General features: G+C 65.4%; 17 protein-coding genes and 3 pseudogenes. 17 read left to right on the top strand and 3 right to left on the bottom strand.

Annotated features, from left to right (window positions below):
- Nucleotides 1-135: 135 nt before the first annotated feature.
- From MPSD_RS17535 to MPSD_RS17495, 9 genes and pseudogenes are all read left to right on the top strand, one after another.
- Nucleotides 136-1,116, top strand: coding sequence for an Acg family FMN-binding oxidoreductase (locus tag MPSD_RS17535; protein WP_167470904.1), 981 nt, complete (start codon nt 136-138; stop codon nt 1,114-1,116).
- 209 nt (nt 1,117-1,325) lie between these two features.
- Nucleotides 1,326-1,598 carry a hypothetical protein gene (locus MPSD_RS17530; RefSeq protein ID WP_036426478.1) on the top strand — a complete coding sequence of 91 codons (273 nt, stop codon included), beginning with the start codon at nt 1,326-1,328 and terminating at the stop codon, nt 1,596-1,598.
- 217 nt (nt 1,599-1,815) lie between these two features.
- Nucleotides 1,816-2,034, top strand: a pseudogene (locus MPSD_RS17525) (Mtp family mycobacterial-type pilin); the annotation flags it as partial.
- A gap of 195 nt (nt 2,035-2,229) precedes the next feature.
- Entirely contained in the window at nt 2,230-2,661 is a 432-nt protein-coding gene (locus MPSD_RS17520; RefSeq protein ID WP_015356340.1) for an Hsp20/alpha crystallin family protein, read from the top strand.
- A 12-nt stretch (nt 2,662-2,673) separates the two neighbouring features.
- Nucleotides 2,674-4,711 (top strand): annotated as a pseudogene (locus MPSD_RS17515) (erythromycin esterase family protein); the annotation flags it as partial.
- Between the two features lie 28 nt (nt 4,712-4,739).
- Nucleotides 4,740-5,711, top strand: a complete 972-nt coding sequence (locus MPSD_RS17510; RefSeq protein ID WP_020786920.1) for a 1-phosphofructokinase family hexose kinase — start codon at nt 4,740-4,742, stop codon at nt 5,709-5,711.
- A 141-nt stretch (nt 5,712-5,852) separates the two neighbouring features.
- The gene (locus MPSD_RS17505; RefSeq protein ID WP_086084951.1) at nt 5,853-6,617 is read left to right on the top strand and encodes a universal stress protein; all 765 of its coding nucleotides are present in this window, start codon (nt 5,853-5,855) and stop codon (nt 6,615-6,617) included.
- A 208-nt stretch (nt 6,618-6,825) separates the two neighbouring features.
- Nucleotides 6,826-7,479 (top strand): hypoxia response regulator transcription factor DosR/DevR, encoded by a 654-nt coding sequence (gene dosR / locus MPSD_RS17500; RefSeq protein WP_036427243.1) that lies wholly within the window; start codon nt 6,826-6,828, stop codon nt 7,477-7,479.
- Between the two features lie 240 nt (nt 7,480-7,719).
- Nucleotides 7,720-9,369, top strand: a complete 1,650-nt coding sequence (locus tag MPSD_RS17495) for a sensor histidine kinase (RefSeq protein WP_223161135.1) — start codon at nt 7,720-7,722, stop codon at nt 9,367-9,369.
- A 21-nt stretch (nt 9,370-9,390) separates the two neighbouring features.
- Here MPSD_RS17495 and MPSD_RS17490 read toward each other — a convergent pair whose 3' ends face one another.
- On the bottom strand, nt 9,391-10,173 hold the full coding sequence (locus tag MPSD_RS17490) for a universal stress protein (protein ID WP_232022573.1): 783 nt from the start codon (nt 10,171-10,173) through the stop codon (nt 9,391-9,393).
- 335 nt (nt 10,174-10,508) lie between these two features.
- On the opposite strand from MPSD_RS17490, the gene MPSD_RS17485 reads away from it, so the two are divergent.
- The 5 genes from MPSD_RS17485 to MPSD_RS17465 all read left to right on the top strand — a co-directional run bounded on the left by MPSD_RS17485 (nt 10,509) and on the right by MPSD_RS17465 (nt 16,084).
- Complete coding sequence (locus MPSD_RS17485) at nt 10,509-11,405, top strand: universal stress protein (RefSeq protein WP_036427245.1); 897 nt, start codon at nt 10,509-10,511, stop codon at nt 11,403-11,405.
- A 131-nt stretch (nt 11,406-11,536) separates the two neighbouring features.
- Nucleotides 11,537-12,985, top strand: a complete 1,449-nt coding sequence (locus tag MPSD_RS17480; protein ID WP_020786926.1) for a bifunctional aminoglycoside phosphotransferase/ATP-binding protein — start codon at nt 11,537-11,539, stop codon at nt 12,983-12,985.
- Between the two features lie 103 nt (nt 12,986-13,088).
- The gene (locus tag MPSD_RS17475; protein WP_020786927.1) at nt 13,089-14,078 is read left to right on the top strand and encodes an Acg family FMN-binding oxidoreductase; all 990 of its coding nucleotides are present in this window, start codon (nt 13,089-13,091) and stop codon (nt 14,076-14,078) included.
- 28 nt (nt 14,079-14,106) lie between these two features.
- Entirely contained in the window at nt 14,107-15,207 is a 1,101-nt protein-coding gene (locus MPSD_RS17470; protein WP_086084954.1) for a 3-oxoacyl-ACP synthase III family protein, read from the top strand.
- Nucleotides 15,191-16,084 (top strand): beta-ketoacyl-[acyl-carrier-protein] synthase family protein, encoded by an 894-nt coding sequence (locus tag MPSD_RS17465; RefSeq protein WP_020786929.1) that lies wholly within the window; start codon nt 15,191-15,193, stop codon nt 16,082-16,084. The genes MPSD_RS17470 and MPSD_RS17465 overlap by 17 nt, the downstream gene beginning before the upstream one ends.
- Before the next feature lie 6 nt (nt 16,085-16,090).
- On the opposite strand, the gene MPSD_RS17460 is transcribed toward MPSD_RS17465, so the two are convergent.
- The gene (locus MPSD_RS17460) at nt 16,091-16,984 is read right to left on the bottom strand and encodes a haloalkane dehalogenase (RefSeq protein ID WP_020786930.1); all 894 of its coding nucleotides are present in this window, start codon (nt 16,982-16,984) and stop codon (nt 16,091-16,093) included.
- Nucleotides 16,985-17,418: 434 nt separating this feature from the next.
- Between MPSD_RS17460 and MPSD_RS17455 the strand changes: the two are divergent.
- The 3 genes and pseudogenes from MPSD_RS17455 (at nt 17,419) to MPSD_RS17445 (ending at nt 18,982) form a co-directional block, all read left to right on the top strand.
- Nucleotides 17,419-17,854, top strand: a pseudogene (locus MPSD_RS17455) (SRPBCC family protein).
- A gap of 9 nt (nt 17,855-17,863) precedes the next feature.
- Entirely contained in the window at nt 17,864-18,649 is a 786-nt protein-coding gene (locus MPSD_RS17450) for an SDR family NAD(P)-dependent oxidoreductase (RefSeq protein WP_012395102.1), read from the top strand.
- A 90-nt stretch (nt 18,650-18,739) separates the two neighbouring features.
- The gene (locus tag MPSD_RS17445; protein ID WP_096370429.1) at nt 18,740-18,982 is read left to right on the top strand and encodes a hypothetical protein; all 243 of its coding nucleotides are present in this window, start codon (nt 18,740-18,742) and stop codon (nt 18,980-18,982) included.
- A gap of 497 nt (nt 18,983-19,479) precedes the next feature.
- Here the strand turns inward: MPSD_RS17445 and MPSD_RS17440 are convergent, their stop codons facing one another.
- Nucleotides 19,480-20,682, bottom strand: coding sequence for an ISAs1-like element IS2404/ISMul1 family transposase (locus MPSD_RS17440; RefSeq protein ID WP_420811865.1), 1,203 nt, complete (start codon nt 20,680-20,682; stop codon nt 19,480-19,482).
- Between the last annotated feature and the right edge of the window lie 252 nt (nt 20,683-20,934).

Raw genomic sequence — 20,934 nt, 5'->3', positions numbered from 1 at the left:
CTGGTGAACGCGAGTTGGTGCTCCTGGGAGCCCGGCGAGTCTCCCGGGGCCCTATGTCGTCGCGGCGGGGGCCAAAGGCCCTTGCGTCGGATGTTCTGATGCCCGATGGTCGAAGATGGGAGGCAGGTGAGTGCGATGACCGAGACGATGGTTGACACCGAGGTGATTGCCAGGGCTGTCGAGCTGGCAAGCCGCGCTCCATCGCTGCACAACAGTCAGCCCTGGCGATGGGTGGCTGCCAGCGGCGCCGTCGACTTGTTTCTCGACCCGCATCGGATGGTGACGTCGGCCGATGATTCGGGCCGCGAAGCGGTGATCAGCTGCGGCGCGCTGCTCGATCACTTCCAGGTCGCGATGGCCGCCGCCGGCTGGGACAGCAACGTCGACCTGTTTCCCAACCCCAACAATCCTGACCATCTGGCTTCGATCGACTTCGCGGCGATCGACGACATTGCCCAGGCCCGGCGTGAGCGGGCCGAGGCGATATCGCGGCGCCGGACTGACCGCCGTCCATTCCGGGCGCCAGGCGACTGGGAGTCGTTCGAGCCCGTACTGCGCAGTTCGGTGGACACCGAAACGGTCACGCTGGCGGTGTTGGCCGAAGACGCGCGGCCCCGGCTGGCGGAGGCGTCTCGGCTCACCGAGGCGCTGCGCCGCTACGACGACGCCTACCATCATGAATTGGCCTGGTGGACGGCACCTTCCAGGGAGTCTGAGGGGATACCCCAGAGCGCCCTGGCGTCTGGAACAGCGGCCCGGGAAGTAGCGGTGAACCGTTCGTTCCCGGTCGACTGGCGTAGCGAGAGCAGTTCTGCGGGCCGGCATGACCACGCCACGATCGTTGTGTTGTCGACGCCGGGCGACAGCCGCGCGGATGCGCTCAACTGCGGCGCGGCACTATCAGCGGTCCTGTTGGAGTGCACCCTGGCGGGGCTGGCCACTTGCCCGGTCACCCACCTCACGGAGATGGACGCCGGCCGTGCCACCGTTCGCGAACTCACCGGTGGTCAAGCCGAGCCACAGGTATTGGTTCGGGTCGGCATTGCGCCAACGGGTGCCGCCCCGGAGTTGACGCCGCGGCGGCCGCTGCGCGATGTATTGGAGATCCGCCGCTAGCGCCAGGTTGTGGCTCGGGCAGGTGGCGCTATTTGGCCGCTGCAATTTGCCGGTGGGCTCTTTCGCGGGTACCGGCCGGCGGCTACCGTGGAATTACCAGATTTGCTTCTCGCATAGGTGACTTACGGCCCTATGCGGTGCGTGAAGGGCACCGAATCATGGGGTCACCCTGGTGACTCAACCAGTGCCGTGCGTACATAGGTAAGGAAATGGAAGTGGTTTCTGCGCTGGGCGGTCCGCCGTTATTGACAGACTCTGATGTCGATGCCATAGCCTGCCGATTCGTGAGGTCGCCCTATGCCGACAACACGATGTATCGCGAATGGCCGTTAGATCGGCGCATTGAGGGCTTTTTGCGGCGTGAGGGGCTGGTCCGCCTCGCAGAGGACGGCGATGCGTACGATCTCATTCTCGGCCGTGTCATGGCCTACATCAGTGCGGTGCCGCGCCCAGCTGTGGAACTGCGAACATCGGAGCGCTAGCCGGTGATCACCGGGGGCTGCTCGGGTCGGGCGGTGTCCGCCGGCAGACACCGACTCTTAGCACATTCGCCGACATCCCAGACCAATTTCAGCCAACTGCCAGGCAACTTGAATAGGGTTCCTGCTGTGCATCGGTTCATACGTCTGGCTGTCCTGGTTGTCGCGGGCATCATCGCCGCCGTGCTCGCTATGGCGGACTTCGGGCTTATCGCCAACGCCGGCCCCCACCTACTACTGGTGCCCGGGCCAGCCTTTCGATCCGACTTGGGGGCTCAACTGGGATCCGACGACCTGCCACGATGATGTTCACCGGGATGTCGATGGCGCCGACCACAGTCGTGACTTCGTGCCCGGCGACCTTCCCGTCGATGAACAGCCGTGGCTGGACGAGCCGGCGCCTCCCGCGCCGCCCGCCGCGGGTGGTGGCGGCGCTTAAACCGGTTGTTGCGGCCGACCGGCCGAGGTTGCCGGCTGCCCCGTCGGTCGTGGTGCCCGTGTGATCTGAGCCCACCCATTGCGGCGATCCCCAGAAAGCCGCGCCAGTCGGGGACTTCCGTCCCTATTGGCGGCCGGCATTTGGTGGTCGGATGGACAGTGGTCAACACGGTGATTTCGAGATCGAGGAGAAATCATGGGCACCCTTTCCGTTCAGCGCCCCGCAAGGTCGCTTTTCCCGGAGTTTTCCGAGTTGTTCGCGGCTTTCCCGTCTTTCGCCGGGCTCCGTCCTGCCTTTGATTCGCGGCTGATGAAGCTCGAGGACGAGATGAAGGGCGACCGCTACGAACTACGCGCAGAAATCCCTGGTGTCGACCCCGAAAAAGACATTGAGATCACGGTGCTCGACGGGCAGCTGACCATCAAGGCCGAGCGCAGTGAGAAGAAAGAGTTCAACGGGCGATCAGAATTCTGCTACGGCTCGTTCATCCGGACCGTGCCGCTACCGTCCGGCGTCACCGAAGACGGCATTGAGGCCTCCTACGACAAGGGAATTCTCACCGTCTCGGTTCCCGTCGCGGAGGCGAAGCCGGCCGAGCGCCGGGTACGGGTCCAGTCCGTCAACTGACACGACCGCGGGTACGCAAGGACGAGCGCGGCGAGAGCCGATCGGAACGCACCGCGGCGGGTCTTCCGGGACCGTCACGAGGCCGGCCAGGTGCTGGCAGATCTGTTGACCGCCTACCGCGACCGGCCAGACGTGATTGTCCTGGGTTTGGCGCGCGGCGGAATACCCGTCGCGTGGGAGGTCGCGGCCGCGCTGCACGCACCGTTGGACGCCTTCATCGTGCGCAAGCTCGGCGCTCCCGGCCACGAGGAGTTTGCCGTGGGTGCTCTGGCCAGTGGCGGCCGCGTGGTGGTCAACGACGACGTCGTGCGGGGCCTGCGGATCACGCCGCAGCAACTTCGCGACACCGCCGAGCGCGAAGCCCGGGAGCTGGTCCGGCGCGAAGCCGCCTACCGCGCGGGCCGTCCACCTCTGGACGTGGCCGGCAAGACGGTGGTCTTGGTCGACGATGGTTTGGCGACCGGCGCCAGCATGTTTGCGGCGGTGCAGGCGATACGCGATGCCGAGCCCGCGCACATCGTGATTGCGGTGCCGGCCGCCCCCGAGTCGAGTTGCCGAGAGTTCGCCGGCCTCGTCGATGACGTGGTGTGCGCGTCGATGCCGACCCCCTTCCTCGCGGTCGGGGAGTCTTTCTGGGACTTCCGTCAGGTCACCGACGAGGAGGTTCGCAACCTGCTGGCTACCCCGACGACGGGGATCCCGGCGCTCAGACCTGCGGTACCCACGCCGGCCGAGGTGATCAGAAATGTGGCCATCGACGCGCACGGAGGGGTACCGCCGCGCGAAGCGCTGGAAGCCGTCATCGGTGACGCCCGGATCGTCTTGATCGGCGAGAGCTCGCACGGCACGCACGAGTTCTACGAAGCCGGGGCCGAGATTACGAAATGGCTGATCGAGCAGAAGGGTTTCTGCGCCGTGGCGGCCGAGGCGGACTGGCCCGACGCGTATCGCGTGAATCGATATGTGCACGGGCTGGGGGAGGACCAGAGTGCCGAGCAGGCGTTGCGCGGTTCCCGCCTGGATGTGGCGCAACACCGTGGTTCGTGACTTCGTCGACTGGCTACGGGAGCGCAATCAGCGCTGCGCGTCAAACGGTCAGCGTCAAGCCGGTTTCTACGGCCTAGACCTCTATAGCCTGCATCGGTCGATGCAGGAGGTGGTCGCCTTCTTGGACAGGGTTGATCCGGCGGCGGCGGCGCGGGCCCGGGCTCGCTACGCGTGCTTCGACCACACGGCTGCCGATGACGGCCAGGCGTATGGGTATGCGGCGGCATTCGGTGCCGGCCCCTCCTGTGAACGCCAAGCGATCGAGTAGTTGGTCGACACGCAGCGCAATGCGCTCGACTACGCGCGCAGAGACGGACTCATCGCCGAAGACGAGGCCTTCTACGCCCAACAGAATGCACAAACGGTGCGCAATGCCGAGGTGTATTACCGGGCGATGTTCAGTGGCCGTGTCACGTCATGGAACCTGCGCGACCAGCACATGGCCGAGACGCTGGCGGCGCTGCAGGCGCACCTGGATCGCCATCGCGAAGCGGCGCCCGCCCGGATAGTGGTGTGGGCCCATAATTCTCATGTCGGCGATGCGCGAGCCACGGAAGTGTGGGCGGACGGACAACTGACGCTGGGGCAACTGGTCCGTCAACGCTACGGCGATGACAGTCGTCTGATCGGGTTGTGTACCTACTCCGGTACGGTCACCGCCGCCAGTGAGTGGGGCGGCATCGCCGAACGCAAAGTGGTGCGCCCGGCGCTGCACGCAAGTGTGGAAGAACTGTTCCACGACACCGGCAAGGACGCCTTCCTGGTTTCGGCGGCAACCAGCCCGGAGGCCGCTGACCCCTTGTCCGGGGTTCGATTGGGCCGGGCGATCGGGGTGATCTATCTTCCGGCCACCGAGCGGCAGAGCCACTACTTCCATGTCCGTCCCGCCGATCAGTTCGACGCCATGATCCACATCGACAAGACCCGCGCCCTCGAGCCCCTCGAGACCACGAGTTTGTGGATCGCCGGGGAGACGCCCGAAACCTACCCGAGTGGCCTGTAGCGCCCGGCGATCAGCGGAGCCAACGCGGATGACGAGTCCGGCCGATCCGGCGGTGCGCGGACCACAGATCGTCACGCTGACCATGAACCCGGCGCTGGACATCACCACCTGTGTCGGCGTGGTGCGGCCGACGGAGAAACTGCGTTGCAGCGAAACTCGCTATGACCCGGGTGGGGGAGGCATCAACGTCGCGCGGATCGCGCACGTCCTCGGCGGCTCGGTGTTCGCGGTGTTTCCGGTGGGCGGATCGCATGGCGCCCACGTCAGCAAACTGCTCAGCGAAGCCGGTGTGGCCTTCGGCGAAATCCCGATAGCGGCATCGACGCGGGAGAGCTTCACCGTCAACGAATCCAGCACCGGCGAGCAGTATCGTTTTGTGCTTCCCGGACCCGTGCTGGCACCCGAAGAGCAGGCCCAGTGCCTGCAAGAATTTGGATTTGCCGCGCGCTCAGCGCAATTCGTGGTGGCCAGCGGCAGCCTGCCGCCGGGCGTGCCGGCCGACTTCTATCAGCGGGTCGCCGAGGCTTGCCGTGGTCTGGGCGCACGTCTGATCCTGGACACCTCCGGCGGCGGGCTCAGCCACATCCGTGCGGGGGTGTACCTCCTCAAGGCCAGTGTGCGGGAGCTGCGCGAGTGCGTCGGTCGGCCGCTGGTTACCGAGGCCGAGCAATTGGCCGCGGCAAGCGAACTCGTCGAAACGGGTCGCGCAGAGGTCGTGGTGGTGTCGTTGGGCTCTGATGGTGCACTGCTTGCGACTCGCCGGGCGCGGCATCGATTTCGAGCGGTTGAGATGCGAGGCGGCAGCGGGGTTGGGGCCGGCGACGCCATGGTTGCCGCGACCACGGTCGGTCTGGCTCGCGGATGGCCGCTGGTCAAGTCGGTTCGGTTGGGCATTGCGGCGGGTGCGGCAATGCTGCTGACGCCGGGTACGCAAGCCTGCGAGCGTGCGGATGTCGAGCGGCTGTTCGAGCACGTCGCCGAACCGGTGGAGGTCGCCTAGGGGTTGCCGCAACCCCCGAACGCGGATCTGTGGTCGGCCCCCCAACAAGGAACTGCCGCGGCAGCGGTCCAACGGCCCTCACATTACGGACGCAGGCGCAATAGGCTGGGATGGAGCGGATCGAAGTAATTGGGAGCCTTCATGAAGCACCTGGACGCGAAGTCGGTGGTGGCGGGCATCAACGGCTCGCAGGCCGCGATCAACGCTGCCAAGTGGGCCGTAGACGAGGCGATCAGCCGGCAGCTGCCCCTTCGCCTCGTCTATATCATCCCCAGCCAGCAGACGGGATCGGTGCATGCCCCCGACTGGGAGCTCGAGCGCGCGGAGCGGGCACTGGCCGAGGCGGAGGGTGCCGTCCAGAGCGACGGCCATCCGATCGAGGTCGAGACCGTTGTTCGTGCTGGTGAGCCCGCGCAGGTCTTGATCGATGAATCGCAGGAGACGGCACTGATCTGTGTCGGCACCGCCAGGCGAGGACCGGCGACGGACGGGTTACTGGGCCCGACCGCGGCGGCGTTGGTCCGGGGTGCACACTGCCCGGTGGCGGTCATCCGGACCAATCCCGATGGATCCCCGACGGAGCTGGGGGTAATCGCTGTCGTCCTCAACGACGACGCCGACAATGACGAAGTTGTGCACGCGGCCATGGAGGAGGGGCGGCGTCGCCACGCGGTCGTTCGCCAAATCGATCGCCGGCTGGACAGCTGGGTGCGCCGCTACCCGGACGTGCCGGTCCAGGTTGTCGCCTCCGGTACCGGCGCACGATCCGTCGAAAACCACAGCAGTGCCATCGACCTGGCCGTTGTGGGCGAAGCCGACGCCGATGAGTTGCCGGGACTGACCACCCCCAACTGTCATCCGATATTGGGCTACCCCGACTGCTCGGTTCTGCTGGTTCGGCATTAAACAGCCTGGCTGGCGGGCCAGCGCCGGCGGGCCGGCCGCGATACGTCACCGGATGCTACCGGCCGCGGCGCCCACCCCCGCCGGGCGCGAGTACCCATCGCCGGCGAAAGTGGGGAATCATGGGGTGTGGAAATCGTCACCCACGGCTCCATGATTCTCAGTTCGCACCGTCATGTGGAAGGACTGGCAATGGTTAGGGTTTCTCGCCATGGTTAAGGTTTTTTTGGTCGACGACCATGAAGTCGTTCGGCGCGGACTTGTCGACCTGCTCGGGTCCGACCCAGATCTGGAAATCATCGGCGAGGCGGGCTCGGTCTCCGAGGCGATGGCACGAATCCCGGCATTGCAGCCCGACGTCGCCGTGCTTGATGTCCGTCTGCCCGACGGCAACGGCATCGAACTGTGCCGCGACCTGCTTTCGGACCTGCCGGAATTGCGGTGCCTGATGCTGACGTCGTTCACCTCCGACGAGGCGATGCTCGAGGCGATTCTGGCGGGGGCCAGCGGCTACGTCGTCAAAGACATCAAGGGAATGGAGCTGGCGCGGGCCATCAAAGACGTCGGTGCCGGCAAATCGCTGCTGGACAACCGCGCGGCCGCGGCACTGATGGCGAAGCTGCGTGGCGGGGCCGAGCAGAAGGATCCGCTGTCCGGATTGACCGAACAGGAGCGAACGCTGCTCGGACACCTCAGCGAGGGGTTGACGAACCGGCAGATCGCCGCCCGGATGTTCCTCGCCGAGAAAACCGTGAAGAACTACGTGTCGCGCCTACTGGCCAAGCTGGGCATGGAGCGGCGAACGCAGGCGGCGGTGTTCGCTTCCCGTTTGGGTCAGGGAACACGGTCCGTGCAGGGCGATTGACGGCCCTCGCGACGAAATCGCGGACGCGGCTGAGACTGGGGGAGTTCTCCCCGGCTTGCGGCCAGGTTGTGGTCGCTCAATTTCAATGGGATTAAGCTAAATATCGGTTCCCGACGCTGCGAACGCAGCGTCACCTGCGGTAGTACCGAAAAGGCATGGGTGGAGGTACCGGGTCGGGTGGGCAGCGACGAAAGCGGCCCAGCGTTTGCTGGACTGGGCCGGCCAGGGCTGGTTAGCAGGATGCACGCGCAGCTAGACGAGTTGCTGGCAGCTCGCGATCAGATGGAGCAGTTGCTGCGGGTGATCGTCGAGATCGGCTCCGATCTCGACCTCGACGCAACGCTGCGCCGGATCGTCCTTGCCGCCAGGGAGTTGACCTCAGCCCCCTACGGTGCCTTGGCCGTCCGTGATCCCGAGGGGACACTGATCAGGTTCATTCACGCGGGAATGGACGATGACGTGGCCCGTCGCATCGGGCATCTGCCGGTCGGCAAGGGGGTGCTGGGCGTTTCGCTGGTCGAGACACCCGCGCTGCGTCTGGACGACCTGACCATGCACCCGGCGGCCTGCGGCTTCCCCGAACACCACCCGCCCATGCGAGCGTTTCTCGCGGTACCGATCACGATCCGGGGAACCGTGTTCGGCAGCTTGTATCTGACCCATGTCGATCCGGGCCGCAAGTTCTCCGAGTCCGACGAGTTCGCCGCCCGCGCGTTGGCGTTTGCGGCCGGTGTCGCTATCGACAATGCCCAAGTGTTCGAGCGCGAGCGCACGGCCGTGAAGTGGATGGAGGCCAGCCGCGAGATCACCACGGCGCTGATGTCCAGCACCGAGTCGCGGCGCGAGCCCCTGCAATTGATCGCCCAGCGGGCCTGCACGCTCACCGATGCCGAACAGGCCATCGTTCTGGTGCCCGTCGAGTCCGACCTGGCCACCGACGAGATCGACACCCTGGTGGTCTCCGCCGCGGTAGGGCTGCATGCCGAGGAGGTTGTCGGCCAGCAGGTTCCGGTGCGCGGCTCTACCTGCGGCGACGTTTTTCGGTCCGGCGAACCATTGATCAGTGAGGCTTTCAGTTACCCGATTGAGGCATTCACCGACGTGGCGCAGCGCTCGGCCATCGTGATGCCGCTGAGCGCCCACGAAAAGATCGCCGGGGTGATTGCCGTCGCGCGGGGCGCGGATCAGCCGCCATTCGATGCCCGCTGCCTGGATCTGGTGAGCCAGTTCGCCACCCACGCGGCGATTGCACTGCTGCTGGCTTCGGGCCGCGAGGACGCGCGGCAGCTGACCATCTTGGCCGAGCGCGAGCGCATTGCGCATGACTTGCACGACCACGTCATCCAGCGGCTGTTCGCCTCGGGTATGGATCTGCAGGGAACGCTGGCCAGGGCCCGCTCCCCGGAGGTCATCGACCGGCTCAACCGTACCGTCGACGATCTGCAAACGATCATCGAAGAAATTCGCAGCACCATCTTCCAGCTGAAGTCTCCGTCGGGTCGCGACGGCGGCTTTCGGCAGCGGATTCAGCAGGTGGTTGCCGACCTGACCGAACACCGTGACGTTGTCACCACAATCCATATGCATGGGCCGATGTCGGCCGTTCAAGGTGAGCTTGCCGACCACGCCGAGGCGGCGGCCACCGAAGCCATCAGCAACGCCGTTCGCCATTCCGGCGCCGGGCGAGTGACGCTGGACGTCAGTGTCGGCGACATGTTCAGCCTCGAAGTCGTCGACGATGGCTGCGGCATATCCCCCGACGTATCGCGGCGCAGCGGCCTCGCCAACATGCGGTCGCGGGCCGAAAAGCTCGGCGGCACTTGCGGGATCACCACGCCCACCGAGGGCGGAACGCGGATCAGCTGGACCGTTCCATTCGGCGATCTCTGACTTCGGGCTCGGTCAGCGCGATCAGCGGCGGACCACCAGCACCGAATGCCCGCTGCGCTGGGGAAGACGCCGGCTCACCGCGCCGACCATTCGTGCCACATCGCCAGCATCATCGCTGCCGACCACGGCCAACTGGATAGGTTCCTCGGTCTTGGCGAGGAAGTCGGCCGCACCGTGTCGTGCGGCCGCGGGCTGGACGTGGACATCTCGATAGCGGGACACCCAGCGGTCAAGCCGGCGATGGAGTTGCTCGTAGGCAATCTCGCCCAGGCCCCACCGCCACACTCCCATCGCCAGAATCGGCGCCCCGCGCAGCTGGGCCTCCCGGAAGCCGTGCTCGAGCACCGCATCGTTTCCGGGCGAGTCATCGACGACAACAGCGATCCAGGACGTGTCCGACAACTCGGTGTCAGGATCGGTGCGGATGATGGCCGCTGGGCAATGCGCTCGCTGCGTCACCGCCTCGGCGGTCGAACCGAGTAGCTTGCGCGCCACTCGACCGATTCCCACCGATCCAACGCAAACCATTGCCGCAGTAAGTGATTCGCTGACCAACGCGGCCTCGGCCGATCCTCGCACGATGTCCACTTCTAACTCGACTGGCACTTCGATGGCATGCAGCGCAGCCGAAGCCGCGTGCAACGCCGCTTGTGCGTATTCGACATCCAGGGCGGCCTCATCGTTGGTCGATGCCGCCCGCTCGGGAACGGCATGGACCAGGCGTAGGGGAATGCCGCGGCTGGCGGCCTCGGGGACGGCCCAGCGCGCGGCGTTGATCGCGGCCTGTGAACCGTCGACGCCCACAACAACGCACCTAGGCGCTTGCGGATGGCTCATGGCACCCTCCCATCCGGGACCGCTGGCCTGCCCTGGCGTCGGTGGGCCGCTCACGGCAAGAGGCTATTGAGCTGCCCTGAGGCCGGGGCAGGGCCGTTTGACCCCGGTTTTGCGGCTTTGGTAACGCGCGGCCGACCGGAATCTGCGCGACGTCGGCATTGGACCTCGATCGGCCGGCAAGCCACAGCCTGGGTGGTGCCGATAATGTCAGCCCGGGCCTCATGACCACGTGGCTGATGACCAAAGCCTCAAGACCGATGGCCGTTTGGCGAATAACGTATTTGATGACCGAGGAGGATCAAATGTCTGCACCGATGAAACACCTTGGCATTGTTGTTGGCGTCGATGGCTCGGCTGCCTCGTCTGCGGCGGTTTCGTGGGCGGCGCGTGACGCCACATTGCGTCATGTTCCGCTGACCTTGGTTCACATGGTGAACCAGGCGGTGCCGATGTGGCCCGAGATGCCCATGATGACGAGCATGTCAGCGTGGCAGGAGGAAGACGGCCGCCAGGTTCTCGAACAGGCGGGAAAGATCGCCCAAGAGGTCACGCAGCAGGGTCGCGACACCCAGATCAAGAGCGAGTTGAGATGGTCGGCGCCGGTTCCCACGTTCGTCGAACTGTCGCAGGAAGCGGATTTGGTGGTGGTCGGCAGCCACGGCCGCGGGGCCGTCGCTCGCGGCCTGCTCGGCTCCGTTAGCTCCGGGGTGGTGCACCGGGCGCACTGTCCGGTGGCAGTGATCCGAGACGAAGATCCGGAGGCGCCCCAACCCGAAGACCGTGACCGGGCCCCCGTGGTGGTGGGCATCGATGGCTCGTCGGCCTCAGAGCTGGCGACCGCGATCGCATTCGACGAAGCGTCGCGCCGGGGCGTCGAACTCAAAGCGGTGCACGCCTGGAGTGATCTTGAAGTGGTTGACCTGCCCGGGTTGGACTGGTCGACGGTAAAGGGAGAGGCCGAGGAGACTCTGGCCGAGCGTCTGGCCGGCTGGCAGGAGCGCTATCCGGATGTCACGGTGGATCGAGTGGTCGTGTGTGATCGACCGGCGCGACAATTGATCGACCAAGCACAGACCGCGCAGCTGGTCGTTCTGGGCAGCCACGGCCGGGGCGGATTTACCAGCATGCTGGTCGGTTCGACCAGCAACGCGGTGCTGCACGCGGTTCACACGCCGGTCATCGTGGCCCGGTCCGCCTGAGATCGGCACCAACCGGGCTGGCCGCCCATACCCGCCGATAACCGAGAGCCACGGAGGCCGCCATCAGCACCGACAGCGAATCTGCCGAGTCGCCGGATGCCACCCACAGCCCTAACACCGCCTATATCGAGGTGCACGAAACACATACCGGTGTGGTGGTGCTGGTCGGCGAACGTGCATACAAGGCGAAGAAACCGGTGCTGACCGACTTCCTGGACTTCCGTACCGCGGAGCAACGGGAGCGGGCCTGTGCCCGCGAGGTCGAGCTGAACAGTCGACTAGCCCCCACCAGTTACCTCGGCGTCGCGCACTGCACCGACCCGACCGGGGGGCCGGCCGAACCGCTGGTCGTAATGCGTCGCTACCACGACAGCGACCGGCTTGCGTATCAGATCAGCAGCGGCGGATCCGACGAATCGGTGCGCGCGTTGTTGGACACCATCGCCACAGTGCTGGCCCGCTTTCACGAGGGCGCCGAGCGCAGTCCGACAATCAACCCCGCGGGCGAACCGGCCGCGATCGGCCGACGCTTCGGCGACAACCTGGCAGAACTGCATCGTTATGCGGGGACGTCGTTCCCCGACGAGTCGATCGGGCGGATCGAAGACCTGGTCGCGGCATTCATCTCCGGCCGCGAGACCCTCTTGGCCCAGCGCATTGCCCAGGGATGCATCGTCGACGGTCACGGGGACCTGCTCGCCGATGACATCTTCTGCGCCGAAGGCGGACCCGCCCTGCTCGATTGCCTGGAGTTCGACGACAGACTTCGTTATGTCGATCGCGTCGATGATGCCGCGTTTCTGGCGATGGACCTGGAGTTCTTGGGGCGCAAGGACCTGGGGGAGTACTTCCTGGATCGCTATCTCGCGCACTCCGGGGATGTGGCGCCGGCGTCACTACGAGACTTCTACATCGCTTATCGCGCGGTGGTGCGCGCAAAGACCGACTGTGTCCGGCTGTCGCAAGGCAAACCAGAGGCCGCCGCGGATGCCGCCCGACACCTGGAGCTAGCCGCCCGGCACCTGGAGACCGGCGCAGTTCGGTTGGCGCTGGTGGGCGGGAATCCAGGTACCGGAAAGTCGACGTTGGCGCGTGCTCTGGCCGAACAGGTTGGCGCACAGGTCATCTCAACCGACGATGTGCGCAAGGAACTGCGCGACCGCGGTGACATTCACGGCGAGTCGGGTGTTCTGGACGAAGGCCTGTACACCCGCGACAACGTCACGGTCGTTTACGATCTGGTGCTGAGCCGGGCGCGCAGGTGTTTGCAAGAGGGGCGATCGGTGATCCTGGACGGGACCTGGCGGGATCCGCAATCTCGCGCGCGGGCTCACCACCTTGGCGGCCAAACTCATGCGGCCTTGGTGGAACTGCTGTGCACCCTGCCGGTCGATATGGCCGCTGACCGAATCATCACCCGAGCGCCGGGCAATTCCGAGGTAACTGCGGAGATCGCCGCGACCATGGCGGCTCAACATGCCGGCTGGGATACCGCCCTACCGATGGATACCTCCCGGCCAATTGAGTTCTCCCTAAACGAAGCCCACGACGCTTGGTGCCGAGCGATCTACCCCGAGTAGGCGGGGCTGCGAGCCTAAGTCCCTGCCGTGAAGGACCAACGGCCCTGGCCAACCTGCGGCGCAAGTTTCTAGCTGTGACGTCACAGACGCAAGGGTGGTGGCTATGACGGCGGCGACGGCGCCCGACGAAACCGTGATTCGAGAATCAGTGGCGCTTGCCAGTCGTGCTCCGTCGCTACACAACAGCCAACCGTGGCGGTGGGTCGCCGAAGCCGACACACTGCAACTGTGGGCTGATCGAGCCCGTTCGATGCCGGCCACCGACCACGCGGGCCGGGAGCTGATATTGAGTTGCGGTGCTGTCCTTGACCACCTGCGGGTCGCGACGTCGGCTGCCGGCTGGGAGAGTGTCACCGAACGGACGCCCGATCGGGGCAATCCAGATCATCTGGCGACACTGCGGTTTCACCCGATGCAGGCCGTCACCGCGTCCCAGCGCCATCGGGCGGATGCCATCGGGCAACGCCGCACCGACCGTTTGCCTTTTGACCCGGTCACCCAATGGGCGGCGATCGAGCCGGTGCTGCGTCACGCCGCGGTCCGGTATGACGTGCTGCTGCACGTGGTGGCGGACGATGGCCGAGCGGCGCTGGCCGAGGCGTCTCGGTTCACCGAGAACTTGCGACGTAACGACACCACGTATATGTCCGAACTACGATGGTGGACTTCGCCATTCAGCTCGAACGCCGACCATGCGCCGGAAGGTGCCCTGCTGTCGACGTCGGAAGCTTCCCGAGTCGACGTTGCGCGCAGCTTTCCCCCGGCCGGCGGGGGGCGACGTCGCTCCGCTATCGAGCATGATCAGTCTAAGATCGTGGTGCTCTCTACCGATTCCGACGACTTGTGTGACGTGCTTCGATGCGGTGAGTCGTTGTCGGCGGTGTTACTCGAGTGCACGATGGCGGGCCTGGCGACCTGCACGCTGACCCACATGACCGAGATGGCCATGAGTCGCAACATCATCGCCGAGATCGTCCAGACAACAAGCCTTCCGCAATTGCTCATCCGAATCGGCAAGTCGCCGAGACATGATCAGCACGTGGAACGCTCCGGCCGTCGCCCAGTCGACGACGTCCTTGAGTTCCGGCTCTGACCGGTGCTACCGCAAGGAGGTCTCACGCATGACGCGACATTGGCTGGTGATGGAGACCCCGAACGGTCCGCGCGCACCGTATGTCACCCGGATCGCCGGTGCTGGTCGGCATCTACCCGAAACGCACCTCACCACAGACGAATTGATGTCCAGCACCCGCCATCGCACCCACATCGATCTGGAACGGCTGACCGGGATCCGCGAGCGCCGCGTCTCGGTGGGCGATGAGGATTCCTACAGCCTGGCCACCGCCGCCGCCCTGGACGCGCTGGCCGCTGCACGCCAGGATCCGGCGTCGCTGGATGTGGTGATCAATTGCAGCATCACCAAGTTCCGCGGTGGCCTCACCCAATGGCTCGAGCCATCGATGAGCAGTGCGGTGGCCCGCGGCATTGGGGCACACCGTGCGATGACGTTCGACGTGTCCAACGCCTGCGCCGGAATGCTCACCGGGTTAACGATTTTGAACAACTGGATCCGGCAGGGGGTGGTAGAGCGCGGCCTGGTCGTCAGCGGTGAATACATCTCACAACTGAGCCACAATGCCGCCCGCCACATCCGCAACATCATGAGCAAGGAGTTGGCCTCGTTGACCCTGGGAGACGCTGGCGCCGCGCTGCTGCTGGAGCGAGCTCCCGTCGGTTCCGCGGGAATCGCGCTGGCCGGATTCACAACCGTCGCCGACTACAGCCGGCTGTGCCTGGCCTACCCGCGCGGACACGACCCGGGCGCGCGGATGCTCACCAATGCCCGCGCGATCCACCAGGCCGCAATGGCCAATACGCCGTTGCTGCTCGAGGAGGTCCTCGAGACGGCCGGAATCTCAATTCACGACATCGACCATGTGATCACCCACCAGACGTCGGCACGTGCCATCCGTAAAGGCATGGCCAAGATGTCGGAAGCCTTTGGGGACAAGCCCCGCCATGACGCGGTGATCACCGTGGACCGCTACGGCAACACGGCATCGACAACACACACCGTGGCCCTCATCGAGGAACTCACGGCCGGACGCATCGTGGCAGGGGAGCGAATTGCCTTGATCGCTCTGGCCTCGGGGCTGGAAATCGGGATCGTCTTGCTGACCCTGGATGAGAAGATGGTGAGCCGCTATGGGCACAGTGATTGACCGCGTCGACGTTGCACATTCGGGCTGGCGCAACCGGCACAGTGCGCTTCACCTAGCCGTTGCAGCTGCCAAAGACTGCCTACAGGGCACCGGATGCGACCCCGACGAGTTGGATCTTGTGGTCAATGCGGGGATCTACCGCGACCGCAACCTCGGTGAGCCGGCATTGGCGGCACTGATCCAGGACGACATCGGCGCCAACCCGGAGGACCCCCACGCCGGTGCTCACGGTACGTTCTCCTTCGATATCGCCAACGGGGCCTGCGGGGTGCTCACCGCATTGCAGATCGTTGACGGATTCTTGCGGACGCACAGCATCAGTCGGGCGCTCATCGTCGCCAGCGATGCCGATCCAGGCCATGGAATGAGCGAGCACTTTCCCTTCTCCGCCACGGGGGCCGCGCTGCTATGCGGCTGGAGCGATGACACCTACGGCCTGAGCCGGGTGCAGTGGGCTAACGCCGTCAACGGGAAGGCAGACGAATCATTCAGCGCAACAGTTGGTTTCGCTGACGCCCGCAACGTTCTGCGATTCGCGGAGTCGGCCGAGGCGGATGAAGAGTTTGCCGCTGTCGCGGCACATGCGGTGCGCGAATGCCTGGCGGCGAACTGCGTGGCGCTTTCGTCGGTCGACATGATTGTTGCCGCCCCGCCCAGGCCCGGGTTCCGCGCCGCGTTGAGCGCTCGGCTCGGGGTGGCGGCAGAGCTGATCGGGGTTGCAAACGATCGACGCATGCACACCGCAGCGCTGCCCGCCGCGTTCGAGCAGCAGATCGCGCGGGTTCCGGTGGGCGCCCAGATCCTGTTTGTGGCCGCCGGGGCCGGCGTCACGGCCGGCGCCGCGCTTTACCGCCGCCCGCCAGGTCGCGCTGCCTGAACGGGCCTACTGCCAGGAAATGATGCGCTCGGCCAGCTCTGGCCCGCTGTCTTCCTGGATGAAATGGTTGGCGTTGATACGGGCGTGCGGCTGGCCCGCCGCACCGGGAATGTGCTTGATCAGTGGACGGTCGGCTCGTCCAAGGAGTGGGTCGCGCTCCCCGAAGATGGCCAGGAAAGGCTTCTCCCAGCGGCCAAGGGCGTCCCATGCGGCACGGTTGGCCGCAACCGCGGGATCATCGGGTGAGATCGGCACCAACTGGGGGAAGGCGCGGGCGCCAGCCTGGTAGCTCTTGTCGGGGAAGGGGGCGTCGTACCCGGCCCGCACGGCGGGGGGAACTTTGCGCACCGTCCCGGCCGCAACAAGGCGACCGGCGGGCAGCACCGGAGAGTAGCGCGCGAAGGCCCGCCAGATGTGAAACGCCGTCGGGGTGCGCCCGCGTGCCGTGGGAAGGAACCCATTGGCCACCACCAGCCGCGCAATCGCGTCACCGTGTTCGGCGGCGACGCGCAGTCCGATCAGCGATCCCCAATCCTGGACGAAAAGCGTGGCCTCGGCCAGGCGCAATTCTTCAAACCAGGACTTCACCCATTCGACATGGCGCAGGTATGTGTAGTCCGCGATACGAGTGGGCTTGTCGGAGCGGCCGAAGCCGATCAGATCGGGCGCGAGCACACGGTATCCGCCGGCAGCAAGCGGTGGGATCATGGTGCGGTACAAGTAGCTCCACGTGGGCTCCCCATGCAGCAGTACTATAGGTGGCCCGTCGGCAGGACCCTCGTCGATGTAGTGCATCCGCAAATGTGGGGTATCGGTTGCCGCGACATCGACGTAGTGGGCCGCAAACGGGTAACCGACCAGATTCTGGAATCGGGCATCCGGGGTCCTCGCCACATCCATGAATCAGCTCCTTCCAATAGCGGCCACCCGGTGTTCGTCGAGCAGTTTGCGACCATGTTGCCTCCCGCCGGGCCCGCACAGCGTCAAACCAGACGGTGCGGCGGAGCGCAACGGGCAGTTCAAACTGCGTGAGTCGGTCTGCTGCCAAAGTGCGCCGGCTCAGTATATGCCATGCGCGGCGCACGACCGCCGGGCCATCGCCGATTCGAGGCTTAAAACCAACCAAGCCAAGCTATTTCGCGTGGATGGTGGCTGACGATCAACCCATCGCGAGTCGCTGGCAAACAACGGTCGGTGCCGATCTCGCCGAGTGGCCCTCGGCAATGTCAGGCCCTCGTTTCGAAACGGTGCGCCGCCGCGCGGGGCAGCGACAGCGCGACGCGGTGGCGTCTAGCATGTGCGGGGGATGCGGCTTCGGCCAGACAGGAGATCTCATGGTCGAGATTCACTTGGAGCGAACCATCGCTGCGCCGGTTGAGCAGGTCTTCGACTGGCTGGCCGACCCGACCAAGTTGGCCGCGGCCCCCTTGGTACTCAAGGCCGGCTACACCAAAGACTCACCCCCGCCCGGCGCTGGTGCGGTGCGCGAGGTGACCGCGCTGGGTGCCTGGTTCCGGGAGCAGATCACGGCCGTCGACCGTCCACGCAGCTACTCCTATCTCATCTTGCGATCCTTCCCGCCGTTGATTCATCAGGGGGGGCACCCTGACGTTCACGCCGTCAGACGGTGGAACCCACGTCGACTGGCTGACCACCTATACCCACCCGGCGCGTGCGGGTGGCAGGTTCTTGGAGGTGGTCAGTCGCCCGATATTGAGGTCGAGCTTCGTCGCGGTCCTGGACGGCTGCGCGGCAGCACTGGAAAGTTAGGGCGGCCCGGTGCTCGATCATCGGGCGTCCCGCACGTTTGTGGTAACCGGTGCGTCCTCGGGCATTGGCTTGGCCACCGTAGGCCGCTTGCTCGAACAAGGCTGCGCAGTTGTCGGTGCCGACGTCGTAACCCCGCCCCACGACCTCGGTCCGCGATTCACGTTCGTGACCGCCGACGTCACCGACGAGGACGCGGTCGCCGGCGTGTTCGACGCCGTGCCCGACCGCCTCGATGGGGTGGTGCATTCGGCTGGGGTGGCCGGTGGCGGCCCGGTGCATCTGCTGGCGCGCGCTGAATGGGACCGAGTCATTGGGGTCAATCTCACCGGCACTTTTCTGGTAGCCAAGGCGGCGTTGGCCAGGATGATCGAGCAACCCCGGGTGGACGGCGAACGCGGCTCAATCGTGACGCTGGCCAGCATCGAAGGTCTGGAGGGCACCGCCGGCGGTAGTTCTTACAACGCCGCCAAGGGCGGTGTTGTGTTGCTGACCAAGAACATTGCGCTCGACTATGGGCCCAGTGGTATCCGGGCGAACGCGATCTGCCCGGGCTTCATCGCCACCCCCCTGGCCGAAGGGGTCTTCGGCATGCCGGGAATGGAGGGCCCGCGTGCGTCGATCACCAACGAGCATGCGCTGCAACGATTGGGAAAGCCGGAGGAGATCGCGGCCATGGCTGCCTTCTTGCTCTCACCCGACGCTTCTTTTGTGACAGGCCAGGCCATTGCCGTCGACGGCGGCTACACCGCCGGGCGCGATCACGGGGTGGTTCGGCTCTTCGGTCTCCCACAGTAAGATAGGGAGATAGGGCGGATTCGACTGGTCGTCGCAACACCTCGATGTTGGAGGTGTTGAATGGCTTGTCGTCAGCAGGCAGCAGACCGGGTGATCCGGCCGAAGCTGCGATCGCCGGGGCATCGGAAGTATCGGCGTCATGTCGAGGTGGCCTTCTGGGGACAGATCGCTAAAGGGCTTCTCGCCGAAGAAGCCGCGGGCATTGTGGGCGTGGCGTCCGGCGGTCGGGGCACGCTGGTTCCACAACGCTTTGATGTGAAGTTCCAGCCCTCGGGCCGCTGCCTGTCTTTCGCTGAGTGTGATGAAATCGCGCTTCAGGGCAACGGTGTTTGAGCAATCGTCCGGGCGATTCGGCGCGACCCGTCCACGATCTCACGGGAACTGCGCCGCAGCGCCGCTGTTCGCTACGGAAGCTGCGGTTCCCGGGCCTCGGTCGTGCTGTGGAAGGCCGATATGGCCGCATGTCGGCCCAAGACCGCGAAATTGGCCGCCAATCCGCAACTGCATCATTATGTGCAGCAACGCCTTTCAGGGCGAAGTGGCATCAAACCAGACCCGCGCAAAAAATCCGGGCTAGGGCGGCGTCTTCGACCGCTACGACGCACGGGCGCACCAGACACCCAACCGGGTGCAGAATGCGCCTTCCGCGTGTCAGACCGAGCCATTCCCCTATTTGCTGGGTACCCCATCCGGCTCCGGCCCAGCAGGCAACGGCACGATAACCGGTATCGACGCTACACCCGCCGGAAGCGGGCCTGGTAATGGCCCCGAGGGGCCCGGGACAACTCCCGGCGCAGCGGCCACCGGGTCCAGGGCTCCGGCGTTGTTGATTAGCAGGCTTGTGAACTGGGGGATTGTGGATTGAGGAGGTCTAGGCGGCGGTTGGCGGTCAAAGCGGTGATCCGGCAGGCTTCGGCGATGTTGTCGGCGCCGTTGAGGCGGTGCAGATTGATCGCGGTGTTGCGTAGCGTTGCTAGGACCTGTGCGCCGTTTCCGGTATGTGCCCTTTGACGGTCTTCGTCGAAGGTGACGTCGCGTATCCAGTGCAGGCTGTTCTCGATTCCCCAGTGTTGACGCATCCAGGTCATGATCGCGGTAGGGCGGGCGTGCTCGAACGGCAGGCTGCAGATGGCATAGACCACCTCCACGCTGCGCTGGTCGGTGGCGGTGATCAAGCGTTCACGAGTGATCCGGATGATTTGTTTTGCGTAGGGGAAGCCGATTCCTCGTGCAGCGGTGATGATTTGCAGGGTGCGGGTCTCGACACGGCCGTGGCCGCGGGAGTCGTCGGTAGCGGCTGCGGGCACCTCGGCCCAGGGCAGCGCGGTGATACGCGCAAATATTTTGGCTTGGTTGGACTTGACGATCATCAGGTAGTGCGACTTCAAGGTGGCGCAGATCAACTTCGCGGTGACGACCTGGGTATGCATCGCATCCACGGTGACCAGCCACCGCAAGCTACCCGGCAGCAGCGTGAGCAGGGCACGTACGCAGGGAATTTCATTGCTTTTCTCGGCGACAGCGAGTTGACCGAGCACCAATCGGGCACGGTGGGCGAACACCGACACGAGATGCGTGGCTGTCGCTTTGGCGCGTAAAGCACCACGCAGCATCTTGCCGTCCAACGCGATCGGCACCAATCCACTGGGGTCGCTGCTGGCCACGTGTGCAGTGAAGTAACTGCCCATCCTGGCGTTGAGGTCGGCGGGGTCTAGCCGAGACAAAACAGCGCGGAAGGTCTTCTCACTGGGCCGCCGGAACCGGACCCCTAATTGGGCCAACACATCATCGGGAGCGGTGGCCGCCCATGTGGCAAAACCAGCATAGCCGCGCATCCCCGCGGCAGTGGCCAGAACCGCGATCGCCAACAAAGCCATCAGCGAATACCTCCGACCGCGTGGGTCCCTCGGGTCTGGCACCGAGGCCAACACATCGAGAAACTCCGATCCGATGAGCTCGCTGCGCTCACCAGGACTCCAGCGGTCGAACACCTCTGGAACCGACGACACAGGCAATACTGAAACGGTAGGCACGGGCAACTCCAGACCAACGACGAACAGTAACCAACTCGATCGTTCTCCAGATAGCCCGTGCCTACACTCCGGCCCCAATAGCGCGGCACCAAAGATCATCAACCCAGCTCACAAGCCTGCTAATCAACAACGCCGGAGCCCTGGGGCCCGAGGGAGTCGCTGGCCTGTCCAGCCTTTCCTGTGCGCTGCGGTCGGGCCTGTCGGCGGGGTCGGGTTGTTGCGCCCGTTGGGGGTTGTATCTGATGGTGCTGT

It is taken from the genome of Mycobacterium pseudoshottsii JCM 15466 (genome assembly GCF_003584745.1).
GTDB classification, from domain to species: Bacteria; Actinomycetota; Actinomycetes; order Mycobacteriales; family Mycobacteriaceae; genus Mycobacterium; species Mycobacterium marinum.
This window is presented reverse-complemented; position numbering and strand designations above follow the sequence as displayed.